This window comes from Staphylococcus sp. HMSC034G07 (assembly GCF_001835975.1).
Classification (GTDB): domain Bacteria; phylum Bacillota; class Bacilli; order Staphylococcales; family Staphylococcaceae; genus Staphylococcus; species Staphylococcus ureilyticus.
In genome coordinates this window covers 1-17,480 of record NZ_KV826600.1, presented here as the reverse complement: position 1 = coordinate 17,480, position 17,480 = coordinate 1, and the positions used below count along the sequence as shown (strand labels likewise).

Genomic DNA, 17,480 nt, shown 5'->3' with positions numbered 1-17,480 from the left:
TAATTGTATGTGAAATGAAAAAGGAGTTGAATTACATGGACATCCGATCTTCTTTTGAGGCTCTAGACAAAAAATTCACTGCGTTTGGCGGTTTGACTGGTGGAGGCATCACGCGTCTACTTTATTCTAAAGAATGGTCAAATGCTGTACAAGCATTGAAAGAAACACTAGAAAAAGATGGATTTGAAACAGAATTCGATAGCATCGGCAACTTAAAAGGACGTATTGAAGGTAGTAAATACCCTGAAGAAACAATTATGTCCGGCTCTCACATTGACACAGTTGTTGAAGGTGGCCATTTAGATGGTCAATTTGGTGTGTTAGCTGCTGTTGTTGCGATGCAGTCACTTAAAGCCGAATATGGTCAACCATTACGTTCATTAGAAATTTTAGCTTTAGCAGAAGAGGAAGGTAGTCGTTTCCCATTTGCTTTCTGGGGAAGTAAAAACTTCTTCAACTTAGCTGATAAAGCTGATGTAGATTCAATTGCTGATGGTGAAGGTGTTGCTTTTAAAGAAGCGATGCGTGAATGTGGCTTTGATTATCGAACAGCAGATAATGATTATAGTTACATAAAATCATTTATCGAAGTGCATATTGAACAAGGTAAAGTATTAGAGACGGAAAATAAATCAATTGGTGTCGTTAACGGCATCGTTGGTCAAAAACGCTATACGATTCACTTAAAAGGTGAAGCAAACCATGCAGGTACGACGCCGATGGGCTTGAGAAATGACGCAGTTGTAGCTTTCAGCAAAATTGCTAATCAATTAACAGATCGTGCGCGAGAAATAGGTGATCCATTAGTCATTACATTTGGTCGTGTAGACCCAGTGCCAAATACAGTTAATGTGGTTCCAGGAGAAGTTACGTTCTCTATTGATTGTCGTCATATTAATCAAGATGAGTTAAATCAATTTGCAGAAGAAATTGATGCATGTATTAAACGTGTATCTGAAGAAGAAGGCGTGCAATGCGACATCGATTTATGGATGGATGAAGCACCGACTTTGATGGATGAACGCTTGGTTAAAGAAGTTCAAAATGCTGCTGAAACAGTAGTGGGTGAATCAAAGTGGAAATTGATGCCTTCTGGTGCAGGTCACGATTCTCAAATTTTTGCTAAATATGTGCCGACATCAATGTTGTTTGTACCATCTATTAATGGTGTGAGTCACAACGTTGAAGAAGAGACAAATGTAGAAGATTTAGTTAAAGGTATCGAAGTGTTAAAACAAGTATTATATAAACTTGCTTATAAAGAATAATACTTAGTCATAGACACCTAGAACAACATCATTGAGCTATATAAATAAACATGGTTCAACAAACTTTTTATAGAGAAAAGCAAAAAAGATTTTAAATACAGATAAAGAAAAGGAGCATTTTATTTATGGGTTATATTAATCATAATCAAGGATATAGAGAAGGTTTATTAGAAACACGTTCAGTAATAAAAAAAGATAACTATGCAGTCATCACACCAGATGGTTTAGTAAATAATGTTGTACCTGGTTTTGAAGATTGTGACGTAACGATTTTAGGTTCACCAAGACTTGGTGCGCGTTTCGTAGACTACCTCGTAACATTGAAAAATCAAGGTGGAAATAGACAAGGATTTGGTGGAAATGGTGTTCAAACATTCATCTATGTTGAATACGGAAACATCAACGCGTATGCGGATGATAAAAAATATGAATTGAGTGCAGGTGGTTATTTATATGTACCATCTCATCAAGTAATGACATTTGAAAATAGCAATCAAAATAATGACAGCCGAGTATTCTTATATAAAAAACGTTATCAACCTTTAGAAGGTTATACGCCAGAAGTTGTAACTGGAAACGTTAATGATATGGTTCAAGAGCCATATGAAGGCATGGAAGAAGTTAAAATTCTTGATTTGCTACCAAAAGAATTAGCATATGATATGAATATTCACATCTTGTCATTTAAACCAGGTGCTTCACACGGTTATATTGAAACACACGTTCAAGAACATGGGGCTTATGTATTAAGTGGACGTGGTATGTACAACTTAGACAACGAATGGCAACCAGTTGATAAAGGTGATTATATCTTTATGGGTGCTTATGCACCACAAGCAACTTATGCTGTTGGTTTAGACGAACCATTCGCTTACATCTATTCCAAGGAGGCAAATAGAGATATAGAAATTTAAGGAAGGTTGTTAGTCATGGAAGAGGGAGCATTAATATACGTCGAACGTGGTAAACTACGCCAATTATTTAAAGAGAAATTAACACACGCAGGTTTACCTGACGCGCAAGCTGAAAAAACAGCAGATCTGATGATATTTGCTGACGAACGAGGCATTCATTCACATGGCTCAGTTCGAATGCAGTATTATGCAGAACGAATTGCTAAAAAAGGTTTTAATTTGGAACCAGATTTGAAATTTACGAAGACGGGTCCTTCAGCAGGCACATACTTCGGCGATAATGCTGTTGGCCATTATGTTGCATATCAAGCGATGGAAGAAGCGATCAATTTAGCAAAATCCAGTGGTATCGGCATGGTAGGTATTCAAGAGATGGGGCATAGTGGTGCCATTGGCTATTTTGCAGAACAAGCTGCAAAACAAGGTATGGTTGCATTAACCGTATGCCAATCTGACCCAATGGTCGTACCATTTGGTGGTACAGAATCTTATTTTGGTACGAATCCAATCGCTTTTGCGTCACCACGAAAAAGTGGTGATCCTATATTGTTTGATATGGCAACAACGGTACAAGCGTGGGGGAAAATATTAGATGCACGCTCAAAAAACAAATCAATACCTGATACATGGGCAGTGGACAAACATGGTGAACCTACTGCAGATCCTTTTGAAGTAGCTGCGTTATTACCTGTTGCCGGACCAAAAGGTTACGGTTTGATGATGATGGTAGACATATTAGCAGGTAGCTTGTTAGGTTTACCGTTTGGTAAGCATGTCACTTCAATGTATGAAGATTTAAGTCAATATCGTAGATTAGGACAATTTCATATCGTAATTAATCCAGCATATTTTGGTGATGAAACACAGTTTTTAACACAGGTTTCTGACATGGTAGATGAGTTGCATGACGTTAAACCTGCTAAAGGTTTTGATCAAGTGTATTATCCAGGTGAGATTCAAGAAGAAGTTAAAAAACAATATGCAGAGCGAGGTATTCCAGTTCCGCAAGAAATTTATGATTATTTAATATCTGATGACATATATTAGGAAGTAATAAAAAGAAGTGAACGAGATAATTTAATGTAATAAATGGTGACTTATGACATTTAGCATGGTGCGTCTTTAGTAACTTCTTTTTTTACTGCTTGAAAACACAAATTTTAATGAAATATAACACAATAATAGTAATAAGGAGGTTGTAATATGCGTGTTTCTAAAAATGATTTATTTGATTTAATGAAAAATAAACTAGTTAAAGCAGGATTAAATGAAGATGCTGCAAAGGATGTCGCTGATGTTTTGACTTTTGCAGACCATAGAGGTATTCATTCTCATGGTGCAGTCAGAGTGGAATATTATGCGGAACGTATTGCTAAGGGAGGTATTACTGCTAACCCTGAGTATCAATTTGAGCAAACAGGTCCTTCGACAGGTGTTTTTGAAGGGGATAATGGCCCTGGACATCAAGCTGCGAAACAAGCGATGGAAAAAGCAATTGCAATGGCAAAAGAAAATGGTGTCGCAGTTGTTGGTGTGAAACATATCTCTCATAGTGGTGCCTTAGGTTACTTTGTGGAAATGGCATCTAAAGCAAACATGGTTGGTTTAAGTATGTGTCAATCTGATCCAATGGTCGTACCGTTTGGTGGTACAGAACCTTATTTTGGTACAAATCCAATTGCATTTAGTGCGCCGTCTAATGATGAGAGAATTATTACATTTGATATGGCGACAACAGTACAAGCATGGGGCAAAGTGCTCGATGCTAGAGCCAAACATCAATCTATTCCAGATACTTGGGCAGTAGATGCTAACGGCGAGCCAACAACAAATGCAAGAGATGTTCATGCACTAGTTCCAGTGGCAGGTCCAAAAGGTTACGGTTTGATGATGATGGTAGATATCTTGTCTGGAAGCCTGTTAGGTGTGCCACATGGTGTTCATGTTTCATCTATGTACAAAGACTTAACTAAAGGTCGTGACCTAGGACAATTACACATCGTCATTAACCCTGCATTTTTTACTGACTTAGATCAATTTAAATCACGTATTTCAACGATGTTAGATGAACTAAAAGCGCAACCAGCTGCTGAAGGATATGGAGAAATATTCTATCCAGGTGAACGTGGACGCTTACGTAGTGAAAAATACGATGAAAAAGGCATTGAAATAGTTGATGAAATTTACGATTACTTAGTGTCAGAGGATGTACACTTTGATCGTTATCATGGAAAAAATAGATTTGCAGAATAATAACGGAGGAATAGTATGTTATACACAATAATTAAAGAAAACACGTACCAAGATTCGATTGTATTAATGTTGTTATCGAATAAATTGTCTGCTATTGATGGTGTGAACCAAGTTTCAATTATGATGGGCACGCCTGCCAATAAGGATATTTTCAAATCATCAGGATTTGACACTGAAGCATTAGATAATGCGAAACCTAATGACATCGTTGTTATCGTAGATACTGATGATGAATCTAAAGTTGATGAAGTTAATGAACAAGTTGATGCAGAACTCAAAGGTAAAGGTGAAGAGGATGACAAGTCTAAAAAGCAAGACGAAGCTTCAAACTGGAACCGTGCTTTAGAATTAGCAAACAATCCAAACTTGGCATTAATTTCAATTCCTGGTCAATATGCAGCGATGGAAGCTGAAACTGCTTTGAAAAACAATTTAAATGTATTTATGTTTAGTGATAACGTTGCAAAAGCTGACGAAGTGCGCTTAAAACAAATGGCGCATGAAAAAGGATTATTAGTGATGGGGCCTGACTGTGGTACAGGGATAATCCATAGCCTACCACTTGCATTTACTAACACAGTGAACGAAGGTGACATTGGCGTTATCGGTGCTTCTGGTACAGGTATCCAAGAAGTGACTACTATCATTGACCGTGAAGGCAAAGGTGTGACAAATGCAATCGGTACTGGCGGTCGTGACTTATCAACTGAGGTTGGTGCGATTACGATGTTAGATAGTATAAAAGCATTAAATGCCGATCCTAAAGTTAAAGTCATTACTGTTATATCTAAACCACCAGCTAAAGAAGTCGAAGAAAAAGTATTAAATCTTCTACGTAATATTGAAAAACCTGTGGTTACCTTATTCTTAGGTTCTAAACCAACTTACACAGAAGAAAATATCTATCATGCATATACTTTAGAAGAAGCGGCACGCGTATCTGTCCAACTATCTAATGATGAAACGCCGCAATTTAACCCAACTTTTAAGGAAAATCTTGGTATTAAATTTGCTGACAATCAAGACGGCATCAAAGGATATTATTCAGGTGGTACTTTAGCTTCAGAAGCAGCAATGTTAGTGAAGGATACTTTAGGCGACGCTTCAGGTGAAGTAACACCAGAAGGATTCTCATATAAAGGTGGAAACCATGAAATTATCGACTTAGGCGATGACATTTATACACAAGGTAGACCACATCCAATGATCGATCCATCGAAACGCATTGAAATGTTAGAAACATCATCTGATGATCCATCAACTGCTGTAATTATGTTAGATAATGTTATTGGTTATGGTAGTCATGATGATATGGCTAGCGAACTTGCACCGACAATCAAAACGATTTTAGACAAAGTTAAAGCTAATGGTCGTTCATTAGCAGTGCTTGCTACAGTTGTTGGTACGCAACATGATCATCAAGGGTATGATAATCAAGTTAAAACTTTAAAAGAAGCTGGTGCGATTGTTTGTGAAACAAACGACCAAATGGTTCGTACTGCGCTTAACTTAGTTGGCAGCAGCGTAGCACAACCAAAATTATCAACGAAATCATTTGATTCAGAACCTGTAGATTTAACTGTCGATGAAAAAGTGATGAATTTAATAAACATGAAACCAAGCGTGATTAACATTGGATTGAAGAGCTTTACTGAAGCAATCCAAGCAAGCGATGCACCAGTCGTGCAATTCAACTGGCGCCCAATTGCAGGAGGAGACGAAAAATTAATGAAAGTACTGCAATTCTTAAACAATTATGAAGGAGAGACGGTATAAAATGGCATATAAAACAATAGATGAAGCTAACCAAGCAGTCATTGATAAGATGATTGCAGCAGCACCATTTTTAGTGGATGTCGTGCCAGCTAAATCTAAAATTCCTGAACTCAAAGAAAACGTATTATTACATGCTGGCCCACCAATTAAATATGAAAATATGACTGATCCTATGCAAGGTTCTTGTGTCGGTGCAATTCTTTTTGAAGGATGGGCAGACAATGAACAAGACGCACGTAAATTGTTAGAAGAAGGTCAAATCACTTTCATCCCTTGTCACCACGTCAATGCAGTTGGTCCAATGGGTGGTATTACATCAGCTAATATGCCTGTACTTGTTGTGGAAAACAGAGAAACAGGTAACGAAGCATATTGCCAAATGAACGAAGGTATCGGCGCAGTATTACGTTTCGGTGCTTATAATGATACAGTAGTCAATCGTCTTCACTGGATGAAAGATGTTTTAGGACCGGTATTAAGTAAGGCATTACACAAAATGAACGATGGTTTAAATGTGAACGTATTAATCGCTAAAGCAATTGCAATGGGTGATGAATTCCACCAACGTAACATTGCAGCTTCATTAGCTTTCTTAAAAGAAGTTACGCCTATCATCTCATCATTAGATGATGTTGAAGCAGAAAAACGTACTGAGGTATTACAATTCTTAGCTGATACAGACCAATTCTTCTTGAACATAGCGATGGCTACAGGTAAAGCTATGATGGATGCAGCACGTACAATTGAGCACGGTACAGTTGTAACAGCGATGTGTCGTAACGGTGAAAACTTTGGTATTCGTATCGCTGGTATGGGCGATGAATGGTTTACTGCACCAGTCAATACACCACATGGGCTATTCTTCACAGGTTACTCTGCTGAAGATGCTAATACTGATATTGGTGACTCAGCGATTACTGAAACGATTGGTGTTGGTGGTATGGCAATGATCGCTGCACCAGCTGTAACTAGATTCGTTGGTACTGGGGGCTTTGATGACGCATTAGATATCAGTAATGAAATGACTGAAATTTGTATCGGTGAGAATCCAAACTTTGCCATCCCTACATGGAACTTTAAAGGTGCTTGCTTAGGTATTGATGCACGTAAAGTCGTTGAAACTGGTATTACGCCAGTTATTAATACAGGTATTGCTCATAAAATTGCAGGTTATGGTCAAATCGGAGCAGGTACCGTTCACCCACCGATTGAATGTTTCGAAAAAGCAATTACGGCATATGCTGAGAAATTAGGTTTTAAAGCGTGATTTTCCACGCAACAGCTATAGGCAATATTGCCCAGGAAATATTGGCAAATCATCAAACCTTTTATGTGCATAGTATATTTAACAAAGGATTCAATATTGTCAATGATGCGCAAGAACTGGTATTTATAGGTACCGATGAAAATGGCATGTTTCCGTTCGGCATATTAATAGATCAACAAACGAAACAAAGTTTGTTAAAAGAGATTGCTTTAAACCAACAAATCTCTATAGGTCCTAACACGATATATATTAGTAAAACGTGCCAACTTGTGTGGCATGTCCCATCATTGCCATTTAAAGACTTCGCTGAAAAGGTAAATAATGATGAACTCAAGCAGAATATATCGACATATGATTTTACGATGTATGAAGAAGGTGACTTTGACCGCCAAACAATGAGCCGAATCATACATGCGCTTAAAGATGAAGATGTTGAAACCGTAGAACATTATTATCGCTACTTAATTGGTAGAGGAAAAGGGCTCACGCCCTCTGGTGATGACATTCTAACTGGTATGTTGTTCATTCATTTTACTGATCCTTATATTAGAAAAACAAATTTAGAAAAGTTAAAACAACTACTTGATGAACCATTAACAACACTAGTAGGAGAAACATTTTTAAAATGCGCACAGCAAGGGTTGTTTAGTTCGAAAATATCAGAGTTACAACATGAGCCGTCACTGGCAAATATTGAGCGACTGCTTAAAGTAGGTTCGTCATCAGGAAGAGACACAGTATATGGCATGTTTGTAGCATTAACTTGAAGGAGTGAAACGTATGAGTAAGCGTGTTGTACTTGCTTTAGGCGGTAACGCTATTTTACAACCTAAACAAGAAGCGTCATACGACAATCAATATAAAAACGTGTTTGCTGCTACACGAAAAATGGCAGAGTTGAAAAAAATTGGACATAACGTTGTCATTACACATGGTAATGGACCACAAGTCGGTAATATTATTGCACAAAATGAAGCTGCAAAAGACGTTGTAGATCCACTTCCAATCAATGCATGTAACGCTGAATCACAAGGATTTATTGGTTATATGATGGAAGAATCATTGAAAAATCATTTACATGCATTAAATATTCAAAGCGATGTGGTAACATTATTAACAATGGTAGAAGTGGATAAAGATGATAAGGCATTTGATAATCCAACAAAACCAATTGGCGTATTTTTTGACGAAATTGAAGCAAAACGCCTAGAAGAAACGCATGGTTTTGTGATGGTAGAAGATGCTGGTAGAGGTTACCGTCGTGTTGTTCCTTCACCAGAGCCACTCGTGATTCACGGTGTCAATCAAATCAAAGCATTGATTGACCAAGCGATTGTTATTTCATCTGGTGGCGGTGGTATACCAGTTTATCGTGATGAAAACGGGAATATTCAAGGTGTAGAAGCGGTTATCGATAAAGACCGCTCTGGTTTAAAACTTGCGCAACAAGTTGAAGCAGACACATTTATGATGTTAACAGATGTATCAAATGTTTGTGTGAACTTTGGTAAACCGAACGAAAAGAAATTAGCAACAATTTCAGTTGAACAAGCAAAAACTTATGTTGCCGAAGGGCAATTCCCTGCAGGAAGTATGTTACCTAAGATTGAAGCTGCGATTCAATTTGCTGAAATGGGTAAAGAAGCGATTATCTGTTCATTAGATGATGCAGTTGAAGCATTAGAAGGTAAAGCAGGTACACGTATTTTATTAAATGTTGAACAATAATGGATGAGTTCTTTAGAAACAATACTTGCGAATCGTTCAAATGGTTTTCATTTGATCGATTCGTTGTATTATTATATTAAAAGATTTGGAAGAAAGGTGGTATAAGATGACTGAACCCTATCGTATACATAGAATTAAAGAAAATTGGGGCGTAATTTTGGCAATTGTGTTTATTGCTTCTACTTTACGAGCGCCACTCACATCAGTAGGGCCTGTAGTTGATGAGATCAAGCATGTAATGGAAATTAATAACAGTGTTGCTGGCATCTTAACTACTATACCGCTCATTATTTTTGCGATTGTTTCTCCATTAGTATCGAGAGTAACGTCGCGTATCACAATGTCTCGTACAATTCTGTACTCTACTATATTACTAATAATTGGATTGTATTTACGTGTAGCTGGTGATTTTACTTTATTTATTATTGGTACATTAGTATTAGGGATAGCAATTGCATTTGGTAACGTTGTACTACCTAGCTATGTAAAATGGTATTTCCCAATGCAAATCGGCATTGCTACGGGCATTTATAGTGGAACTATGAACTTTACAGCAGGCTTAGGTGGCGGGTTAAGCTTCCCATTATCACAAACATCACTCGGTTTTAGGTTGTCACTGTCATTTTGGATTATTCTAGGTATTATCGCGATTATTTTGTGGATTCCTAAAGCACGTCAAGGTGCGCAATTAGAACAACATACAATTGATCAAACACAAGTCAAACATCGTAAGAAAGTCAATATTGTCAAATCAAAATTAGCTTGGATGGTTGCTTTGACGATGGGCTTCCAATCTATGGTATTCTATACCGTTGTCGCATGGGTGCCATCTATATTAGTTGATAGAGGGGTAGATCCATCCACAGCAGGTTATTTATTAATGCTCAATCAATTTTCTCAAGTACCTATGACATTTTCATTTCCAATTATAGCATCTAAATTGAAAGACCAACGTATATTGGTCGTTATTATCACAATTTTATTCTTAACTGGTTTTGGCTTATTCTTTACACAATCATTAGTGTTACTTGTTATTGGTATGGTTATTGCTGGTTTAGCAATGGGAGCATGTTTCAGTTTATGTATGACATTCTTCTCAATCCGTGCACGGACGAGTGATGGTAGTATTTCATTATCCGGTTTTGGTCAATCTGTAGGATACTTAATTGCAGCGATTGGACCATTTTTAATTGGATACTTGCATGATTTCACAGGAAATTGGATATCAGGCATTGTTGCATTATTACTCATGTCATTACTATTCTTTATTTTTGGTTATCCTGCAGCTAAAAATAGAGTTGTAGAAGATGAATAATAGCAAAGACTTAAATTTATAATGAAAAAATTAAAAAGGTACGACACCAATGGTTTTTGATGGGCACCTCTAAAGTTGGACTAAAAATCTAACTTCTGAGATGTGCATCATTTTAGGATTGGAGTTGTACCTTTTTTGATTTATATAGTCAAATGATGTGTTGAAATCTTATGATATCGCATTATTATCATAGTGATTGATAAGTGTTTTAATTGCGTTTTCTATATCAAGATTTTTGATAAGGCCTTGAGCAAGAAGGTGAGTTGCAAATGCAGCTAAAAATGTTAAGATATTCTGTTTTTGGATAGCATAACCCATGATACCGATTCTCCATATTTTACCTTTTAACTCTCCAAAGGATCCTGCAATTTCTATGCCATAATTTTTTAATAAACTGTCTCTGAATGCTATATCATCTATACCATCAGGAATATTAACGCATATAACCATTTTCATTTCGTTCGATTCATTGCCGTATATTTCGAGTCCTAATGCCTTCAAGGCTGCTTTTAAACCTTCTTGGTGAAAGGCATGCCGTTGCGCACGTGCTTCCAGTCCTTCAGATAGTGCTAATCTTAGACCAGTATGAAGTGCATATATTGCAGTCGTTGCTTCAGTATGATGATTTAAACGTTTTGGGCTCCAATAATCTTGTAATTGTGCTAAATCTAAATAATTACTTCTGATAAAATGATCTGGTTCTGTGGTTTCAGTAGAGCGAATGCCAAGTTCTACACGTTTGCGCGCATTGATGGCATCACTAAATCTATCGTTGAAAGTAATTGGGGTAATACCTGAAGGAATAGATAAACATTTTTGAGCGCCACCGATGACTGCATCTAATTCCCACTCATCTACTGGAATAACCATACCTTGGTATGTAGCCACAGCATCAACAACAGAAAATATCCCTCTTTCTTTACATGCTCGACCAAGTTGATCAATTGGTTGCAATCTACCAGTCGATGTTTCACCGTGTACAATAGCAAGTACTTTTGGTTGATATTGATCTAAAGCTTCAATGATTTCTGATTGTTCAAATACCTCTCCCATTGGTTTATAAATGCTGTGAACGATACCACCAGCACGCGTAACCAGTTCAGCGAATAAATAGCCAAAACGTCCGATGACTGGAACTAGGACATCATCACCAGGTTTAACAATACTGGAAATCACAGCTTCTAAGCCAGCACGACTTGTGCCATCAATAGGAAATGACCATTGATTTTTTGTTAAAAAAGATTTACGAATTAGTTCCATTGTTTGATTCATAATGTCTACAAATTCATAGTCAAATTGACCTAAAATAGAGTTTGACATTGCTTGTGAAACGCGGGGGTCTACGCTAACAGGGCCAGGTGTCATAATTAATCTTTTGTTGATTTTTAAATCATCCATATTTATTACCTCGTTTTCCTTTAAATTCCGTCATTATATATTATACTTTATTAAAGCTGAGTTATATTCGTCAAAATCGATAATTATTTAACAATCATTTATCTGAATATTACAAAAATAAAGAAGATAAATAGAAATTATCCTATATACTTGCATGTAGATAAAATGAATTTCAATAGTTTCAGTATTTATAAATGTTTGAAAGAACTTATATAAAATTGTACACTATATAAGCATGCCAAGGGCATGCACACACTATGGGTCGCTGTGAGCATGCCTTAGGCATGTTTCCAGACTTCCTCATAGAAGCAAGCTACTTCCATTAAGGAAGTGGCTTGTATTTTTTTGAGAGATAGTCGTTTGAGCAATCTTGATTTTCATTAATCATAACGCGTTGTATCGTAAACGATTTTCTATTACAATGTGTATGGATGTTAAAAGTTGGAGTGACAATAGATGATAAATGTAAAAGAACCTAATCCGATATTTTTGGAAAATAAATCTTCTGAACGTGCTATATTGTTATTACATTCATTTACAGGTACGATTAGAGATGTAAAATTATTAGCTACAAAATTAAATAAAGCTGGTTTTACATGTTATGCGCCTTCCTATAAAGGGCATGGCTTATTGCTCGAATCATTGATGGCTTATGACGCAGAGGATTGGTGGCAAGATGCGCTAGAAGGATATCAATATTTGCAAGATCAAGGTTATTCAAATATAAGTGTATGCGGCATCTCATTAGGCGGTATTTTGTCTTTAAAATTGGCGGAAGAAAAGCAGGTTGCTTCTGTTGCAGTGATGTCGACACCGCTTAGTAAAGACGATGCTGGACTTGCAAAAAGGCTGGAATTTTATGGAGAACGCATGGGAAACTTAGTAGGTTTGTCACAAGAAGCAATACAACAACAGATGAATCAAATTGAAAACTATGCCGTTGGTTTTGATAAATTTAAAAAACTTGTTGATGATGCGATGGCACACTTAAATCAAATTTCTGTCCCTATTGCTATAAAGTTTGGCGAACAAGATGAAAAGGCTTATGAAGCTAGTGCAAATTATATTTATAATCAAATTGAGCATGAGGATAAAGAAATTCAAGGTTATCCTACGTGTAAACATTTAATGACGTATGGTGAAGGTCATTTGGATGTAGAGCAAGATGTGATAGCGTTTTTTGAAGATTATACATAAACAATTTAAATACTAAAAAGGATGGTTTCTACCCAATATGAGTAGAGCCATCCTTTTATGTTTCAATATGTTTAAAATTAAGTTCTCCAAAATGTAGTACAATTCGCTTTGTCTTCGATATTGAATTGAATCATGGACTGCAATAGTTCATAGTTAACGTCTTGTGTCCATTTAATACGAAATAAATTATTGGTTTGTGAATATCCAGATTCTGCAATCTGTTCAGTAAATTCAGCCATTCCTTTTGCTTCAGGTGCTACTGAGAAATGCTGTTTAGATTTACTAAAAGCAATAATAAACGTACCGTGATGCGTAAACATCGGTTGATTCCATTTTACTGTTGTTTCGAGTTCAGGAAAAGTCTCAGAAATCCAATTAAAGATAGCTTCCATTGTGGCTGTTTGTTTGTCATTTTCTAATGACTCCAAAAATTCATTAAATTCAGTCATACCCAATCACAATCCTTAAATAGCAAATTTTATTATATAGCTAACATGTATTATACCAATTACATACAAATATATCATTTTATAGGTGAATGAATATAATGGAAAATTCTAAATTATGCGTATAAACAACTTTAAAAATCCGAAAACCTTTTTGAAATTTTACTATTTTACATAAAAAATACATCCCATAGTTGAAGGGATGTATTGATGAGAATGGATATGTGTTGACATACCGTCTGGTTAATAGTGCGCACTAACTTAAGTCATTTTAGCTTGCGATTTAGCATAGCAGAAATCGATAATAATACCGATTAGCAGACACACTATAAATGGTATCAACCATGCTAATTGGATATTTGCTAATGGGAAATGCGCATATACAACATTAAGTATTTTAATTAAATTAAAGTCATTTAATATTTGTAATAAAGAAATAATCAATGTTGCAATTGTTGGTATGATAAAGCTATATTTCATTTCAAATGAGATGAAGATACTCAATAACGAAATAAGCACTAATACGATAGATGTTGGATAAATAAATGTAAGTAATGGTACAGCAATTTCCAAAATAAGTTCTAATCCTAAAGTAGAAACAGTAAAACCTAATATTGAAAAGATAAGTACAAATAATTTATAAGAAATCTTTGGTAATTTTTTCATTGCAAACGCTGAACAAGCATTTACAAGTCCAATACAAGTTGTTAAACAAGCTAGTATCACAATTATCCCAAAAATTAAGTTTCCTAAAGACCCAAATACACGTAATGAGTTAAAAGTTAAAATATCTGTGCCATCTTTTAAGCCTGTTTGATCAGTTGTCGCGCCAACATAAGCTAAAGCAAAATAAATGATAAATAACAGCACGGCAGAAATAAAACCTGCTTTCACAACATTTTTAACTAATAACTTTGGTTCATTAATACCATTTAATTTAAAACTTTGAACAATGACTACTGAAAAAGCGAGTGCAGCAACGAGGTCCATTGTGAAATAACCTTCTAAGACACCAGACACAAGTGGTGTTTGCGCAAAGTCGCCACCAGCTTTACCAATTGAACCTTCTGGTTTAATAATAACTAAAATACATAAAATAGCGATAATGCATATTAAAATAGGTGTTAGGTATTTACCTAAATTATCTATGATTCGATTTGGATAAAGTGCAATCAAGTAAACAACTAAGAAGAAGACTGCTGAAAATATAATTAAAGTTAATTGATTATGTACAGGTAATACGTTTTTCGTGCCAATTTCGTAAGCGACATTTGCAGCACGTGGTATACCATATAATGCACCAATAGATGCATAAATACAGATTGCAAAAATCGTACCAAATAACGGATGGACTTTGTTACCAATACTTTCAACGCCACCGTTCATATAAGCTACGACGATGACTGTTAAATATGGTAATAAAATACCAGTGATTGAAAATCCTATCATTGAAACCCACATATTTTCTTGAGCTGTATATCCTAACATAGGTGGAAATATTAGATTTCCGGCTCCAAAGAAAAATGAGAATAACATTAGACCAGAAATCAGTATGAGTCTATTCATTTTAATACCTCTATTATTTTTAAAATTATTTGTTGCAAAACATACATTAATATAACACAAAAGTTATATGAATTCAATGAAATTTCAGAAAATTAGAATGTCTAAAATGTTAAATGAAGTAGTTTTTAATGTCATGTTTGTAAATGTGATGATATCGAGTGTTTTAAGTAATTAACTATTGAGCTCAATTCAAAAAAATGTTATAGTAGTTTCCTATGTTACATAAACGCTTTAACGCAGTAAAGAATAATAGGGTGTAAAGGATGTATGAAAGATGCATAATGAATCACAATGGAAGTCATCGCTCGGTTTCATATTGGCAAGTGCGGGGTCTGCGATAGGGCTAGGCGCAATGTGGAAATTTCCATATATGGCAGGTATTTATGGTGGTGGGGCTTTCTTATTAATGTTTTTAATATTTACACTGTTTGTAGGACTGCCATTATTAATGATGGAATTTACAGTGGGAAAAATGGGCAAAACATATACTACTAAAATATATGAAAAATTAACAAATAGAAAATGGTTAAATATTATAGGATGGAATGGTAATTTAGCTGTATTTATCTTATTTGGTTTTTATAGTGTCATCGGTGGTTGGATTATCATTTATATATTTAATGTATTACTTCAAATATGCTCGTTTAATGGTGGTAAATTAAGCCAAATAGAATTTGAATCTATTATAAGTAATCCATGGTTGACGGTTACAGGCCAAGGGATATTTATTTTGTTGACGATGTTCATTGTAATGATGGGAGTTGAAAAAGGATTAGAAAAAGCATCTAAATTTATGATGCCATTATTATTTATCTTCCTTATTATTATTGTTGTTAAATCGCTAACTCTCGATGGCTCGTTCGAAGGATTGAAATATATATTGCAACCACGATTAGAAGATATTTCAATAGAGGGGATTTTATTTGCGCTAGGCCAATCGTTTTTTACACTGTCATTAGGAACAACAGGCATGATTACATATGCTAGTTATGCATCTAAAGAAATGACTATTAAAACTTCGGCTGTTTCTATTGTAGCGATGAACATTCTAGTATCTGTGTTAGCAGGTTTAGCAATTTTCCCTGCGATTTCAGCTTTCGGTTATAGCCCAACTGAAGGACCTGGATTACTATTTAAAGTGTTACCAAAAGTATTTGACCAGATGGCATATGGTTCAGGTTTTTATTTTATTTTTTTAATATTATTTTTATTTGCAGCACTTACTTCTTCAATTTCGTTACTAGAACTCAATGTGTCAAACTTTACTAAAAATGATAATTCGAAACGTAAATCTGTATCGCTTTATATAAGTGTACTTGTTTTTATGATAAGTATTCCTGCAACATTATCTTTTGGAAGTCTGAGTCATGTAAAATTTGCAGCAGGTACTATTTTTGACAACATGGATTTCTTAGTTTCCAACATTTTAATGCCTATAGGTGCGTTGGGAACAACACTTGTTGTAGGACAATTACTTGATAAACACGCTTTAAAAGAACACTTTGGAAAAGATAAATTTAGGTTGTTTATGCCTTGGTATTATCTCATTAAATTTATTTTACCAGTCGTTATTATATTAATATTTGTCGTACAATTTTTATAGCAATTAAATAACATTAATTATTAGCCCTTTATCATATCAATGTGAAAATTGAGTATTGATAAAGGGCTTTTTTGAATAATTTGTAAAGTATGAATTAAGTTATTATATTTTTATTTATATTGTTGACTATTTTTTATTTGTTTAGTAAGGTCAAATTAAATTATTTATTTAAAAAATTTGTTGTATTGCATTAATTGTTTTAAATAGATAATTTAATTTTTACTATTATTTGAAAACGTTTTCTGAAAGGAGTAATTTATGAAAGAGATTATTGGTAAAATTTTCGAATTAGTACCGCGTTTTATTTTAAATCTATTCATTTAGCAAAAGGAAGTTTGTTATTTATTAAATTCTATTAACCAAGAGGTGTCAAGTATGGAACAGAAAAAAAACAAATATAGTATTCGCAAATTCACTTTTGGCGCATCATCTATATTAATTGGATCTTTACTCTTTATAGGCGTAGACAATGCGCAAGCTGCTGAAACAGAAAAACAAGCAAGCGAAATGAGTTATCAGGACATTGGGGAACATGTTGGGGAAACAAATAGTGATAACACTACTGGGGAAAGTAGTGTACCGGTTAATAAGAATAATAATTTAGAGCATGATAAACAAACTTCAGAAAATCAAAGCTTACATAATGATAAATTAACGACTGATGCAGAAAACGTAAATAATGAAAAGGTAGACTTAGAAAATAATAAAAATAACACAACAGAAGAAGTAGATCCAGACTACAATAAACA

At 35.1% G+C, this 17,480-nt stretch carries 15 protein-coding genes; 12 read left to right on the top strand and 3 right to left on the bottom strand.

Annotation, left to right across the window (positions count from 1 at the left end; all coding sequences use genetic code 11):
* Positions 1 to 35: 35 nt before the first annotated feature.
* The 9 genes from allC (at position 36) to HMPREF2586_RS04460 (ending at position 10,521) form a co-directional block, all read left to right on the top strand.
* Complete coding sequence (allC, locus tag HMPREF2586_RS04500) at positions 36 to 1,268, top strand: allantoate deiminase (protein ID WP_070658230.1); 1,233 nt, start codon at positions 36 to 38, stop codon at positions 1,266 to 1,268.
* A 125-nt stretch (positions 1,269 to 1,393) separates the two neighbouring features.
* Entirely contained in the window at positions 1,394 to 2,182 is a 789-nt protein-coding gene (gene allE, locus HMPREF2586_RS04495; protein WP_070812648.1) for a (S)-ureidoglycine aminohydrolase, read from the top strand.
* Positions 2,183 to 2,197: 15 nt separating this feature from the next.
* Entirely contained in the window at positions 2,198 to 3,229 is a 1,032-nt protein-coding gene (allD, locus tag HMPREF2586_RS04490) for an ureidoglycolate dehydrogenase (RefSeq protein ID WP_064209614.1), read from the top strand.
* 156 nt (positions 3,230 to 3,385) lie between these two features.
* Entirely contained in the window at positions 3,386 to 4,435 is a 1,050-nt protein-coding gene (gene allD / locus HMPREF2586_RS04485; RefSeq protein WP_046207018.1) for an ureidoglycolate dehydrogenase, read from the top strand.
* Positions 4,436 to 4,450: 15 nt separating this feature from the next.
* On the top strand, positions 4,451 to 6,211 hold the full coding sequence (locus HMPREF2586_RS04480) for an acyl-CoA synthetase FdrA (RefSeq protein WP_064209612.1): 1,761 nt from the start codon (positions 4,451 to 4,453) through the stop codon (positions 6,209 to 6,211).
* A gap of 1 nt (position 6,212) precedes the next feature.
* Complete coding sequence (locus tag HMPREF2586_RS04475) at positions 6,213 to 7,478, top strand: YlbE family protein (protein WP_064209611.1); 1,266 nt, start codon at positions 6,213 to 6,215, stop codon at positions 7,476 to 7,478.
* Complete coding sequence (locus tag HMPREF2586_RS04470; protein ID WP_070658233.1) at positions 7,475 to 8,245, top strand: oxamate carbamoyltransferase subunit AllH family protein; 771 nt, start codon at positions 7,475 to 7,477, stop codon at positions 8,243 to 8,245. Before HMPREF2586_RS04475 ends, HMPREF2586_RS04470 begins: the two co-directional genes overlap by 4 nt.
* A 13-nt stretch (positions 8,246 to 8,258) precedes the next feature.
* The gene (gene arcC / locus HMPREF2586_RS04465) at positions 8,259 to 9,206 is read left to right on the top strand and encodes a carbamate kinase (protein ID WP_064209610.1); all 948 of its coding nucleotides are present in this window, start codon (positions 8,259 to 8,261) and stop codon (positions 9,204 to 9,206) included.
* Positions 9,207 to 9,312: 106 nt separating this feature from the next.
* Positions 9,313 to 10,521 (top strand): CynX/NimT family MFS transporter, encoded by a 1,209-nt coding sequence (locus HMPREF2586_RS04460; RefSeq protein WP_046207013.1) that lies wholly within the window; start codon positions 9,313 to 9,315, stop codon positions 10,519 to 10,521.
* Between the two features lie 168 nt (positions 10,522 to 10,689).
* Here the strand turns inward: HMPREF2586_RS04460 and HMPREF2586_RS04455 are convergent, their stop codons facing one another.
* Positions 10,690 to 11,919 carry a pyridoxal-phosphate-dependent aminotransferase family protein gene (locus tag HMPREF2586_RS04455; RefSeq protein WP_046207012.1) on the bottom strand — a complete coding sequence of 410 codons (1,230 nt, stop codon included), beginning with the start codon at positions 11,917 to 11,919 and terminating at the stop codon, positions 10,690 to 10,692.
* A 456-nt stretch (positions 11,920 to 12,375) separates the two neighbouring features.
* Here HMPREF2586_RS04455 and HMPREF2586_RS04450 point away from each other — a divergent pair, with 456 nt between their 5' ends.
* Positions 12,376 to 13,116: an alpha/beta hydrolase gene (locus HMPREF2586_RS04450; protein ID WP_070658235.1), complete on the top strand. Its 741-nt coding sequence runs from the start codon at positions 12,376 to 12,378 to the stop codon at positions 13,114 to 13,116.
* Positions 13,117 to 13,193: 77 nt separating this feature from the next.
* On the opposite strand, the gene HMPREF2586_RS04445 is transcribed toward HMPREF2586_RS04450, so the two are convergent.
* Positions 13,194 to 13,565: an iron chaperone gene (locus tag HMPREF2586_RS04445; protein ID WP_046207010.1), complete on the bottom strand. Its 372-nt coding sequence runs from the start codon at positions 13,563 to 13,565 to the stop codon at positions 13,194 to 13,196.
* A 258-nt stretch (positions 13,566 to 13,823) separates the two neighbouring features.
* Positions 13,824 to 15,128 (bottom strand): branched-chain amino acid transport system II carrier protein, encoded by a 1,305-nt coding sequence (gene brnQ, locus HMPREF2586_RS04440; protein WP_046207009.1) that lies wholly within the window; start codon positions 15,126 to 15,128, stop codon positions 13,824 to 13,826.
* A 274-nt stretch (positions 15,129 to 15,402) separates the two neighbouring features.
* On the opposite strand from brnQ, the gene HMPREF2586_RS04435 reads away from it, so the two are divergent.
* Together HMPREF2586_RS04435 and HMPREF2586_RS04430 are read left to right on the top strand one after the other, a co-directional pair.
* Positions 15,403 to 16,731: a sodium-dependent transporter gene (locus HMPREF2586_RS04435; RefSeq protein WP_070038324.1), complete on the top strand. Its 1,329-nt coding sequence runs from the start codon at positions 15,403 to 15,405 to the stop codon at positions 16,729 to 16,731.
* A 375-nt stretch (positions 16,732 to 17,106) separates the two neighbouring features.
* On the top strand, positions 17,107 to 17,480 hold a 374-nt coding region (locus tag HMPREF2586_RS04430), incomplete at its 3' end, for a YSIRK-type signal peptide-containing protein (RefSeq protein ID WP_141752929.1).

Bases quoted from the DNA above. Each gene is read 5' to 3' on its own strand.
- HMPREF2586_RS04445 (WP_046207010.1), bottom strand. From the start codon at position 13,565: ATGACTGAATTTAATGAATTTTTGGAGTCATTAGAAAATGACAAACAA.
- HMPREF2586_RS04435 (WP_070038324.1), top strand. From the start codon at position 15,403: ATGCATAATGAATCACAATGGAAGTCATCGCTCGGTTTCATATTGGCA.
- HMPREF2586_RS04450 (WP_070658235.1), top strand. From the start codon at position 12,376: ATGATAAATGTAAAAGAACCTAATCCGATATTTTTGGAAAATAAATCT.
- brnQ (WP_046207009.1), bottom strand. From the start codon at position 15,128: ATGAATAGACTCATACTGATTTCTGGTCTAATGTTATTCTCATTTTTC.
- HMPREF2586_RS04455 (WP_046207012.1), bottom strand. From the start codon at position 11,919: ATGGATGATTTAAAAATCAACAAAAGATTAATTATGACACCTGGCCCT.
- allE (WP_070812648.1), top strand. From the start codon at position 1,394: ATGGGTTATATTAATCATAATCAAGGATATAGAGAAGGTTTATTAGAA.
- arcC (WP_064209610.1), top strand. From the start codon at position 8,259: ATGAGTAAGCGTGTTGTACTTGCTTTAGGCGGTAACGCTATTTTACAA.
- HMPREF2586_RS04460 (WP_046207013.1), top strand. From the start codon at position 9,313: ATGACTGAACCCTATCGTATACATAGAATTAAAGAAAATTGGGGCGTA.
- allC (WP_070658230.1), top strand. From the start codon at position 36: ATGGACATCCGATCTTCTTTTGAGGCTCTAGACAAAAAATTCACTGCG.
- allD (WP_064209614.1), top strand. From the start codon at position 2,198: ATGGAAGAGGGAGCATTAATATACGTCGAACGTGGTAAACTACGCCAA.
- HMPREF2586_RS04480 (WP_064209612.1), top strand. From the start codon at position 4,451: ATGTTATACACAATAATTAAAGAAAACACGTACCAAGATTCGATTGTA.
- HMPREF2586_RS04475 (WP_064209611.1), top strand. From the start codon at position 6,213: ATGGCATATAAAACAATAGATGAAGCTAACCAAGCAGTCATTGATAAG.
- allD (WP_046207018.1), top strand. From the start codon at position 3,386: ATGCGTGTTTCTAAAAATGATTTATTTGATTTAATGAAAAATAAACTA.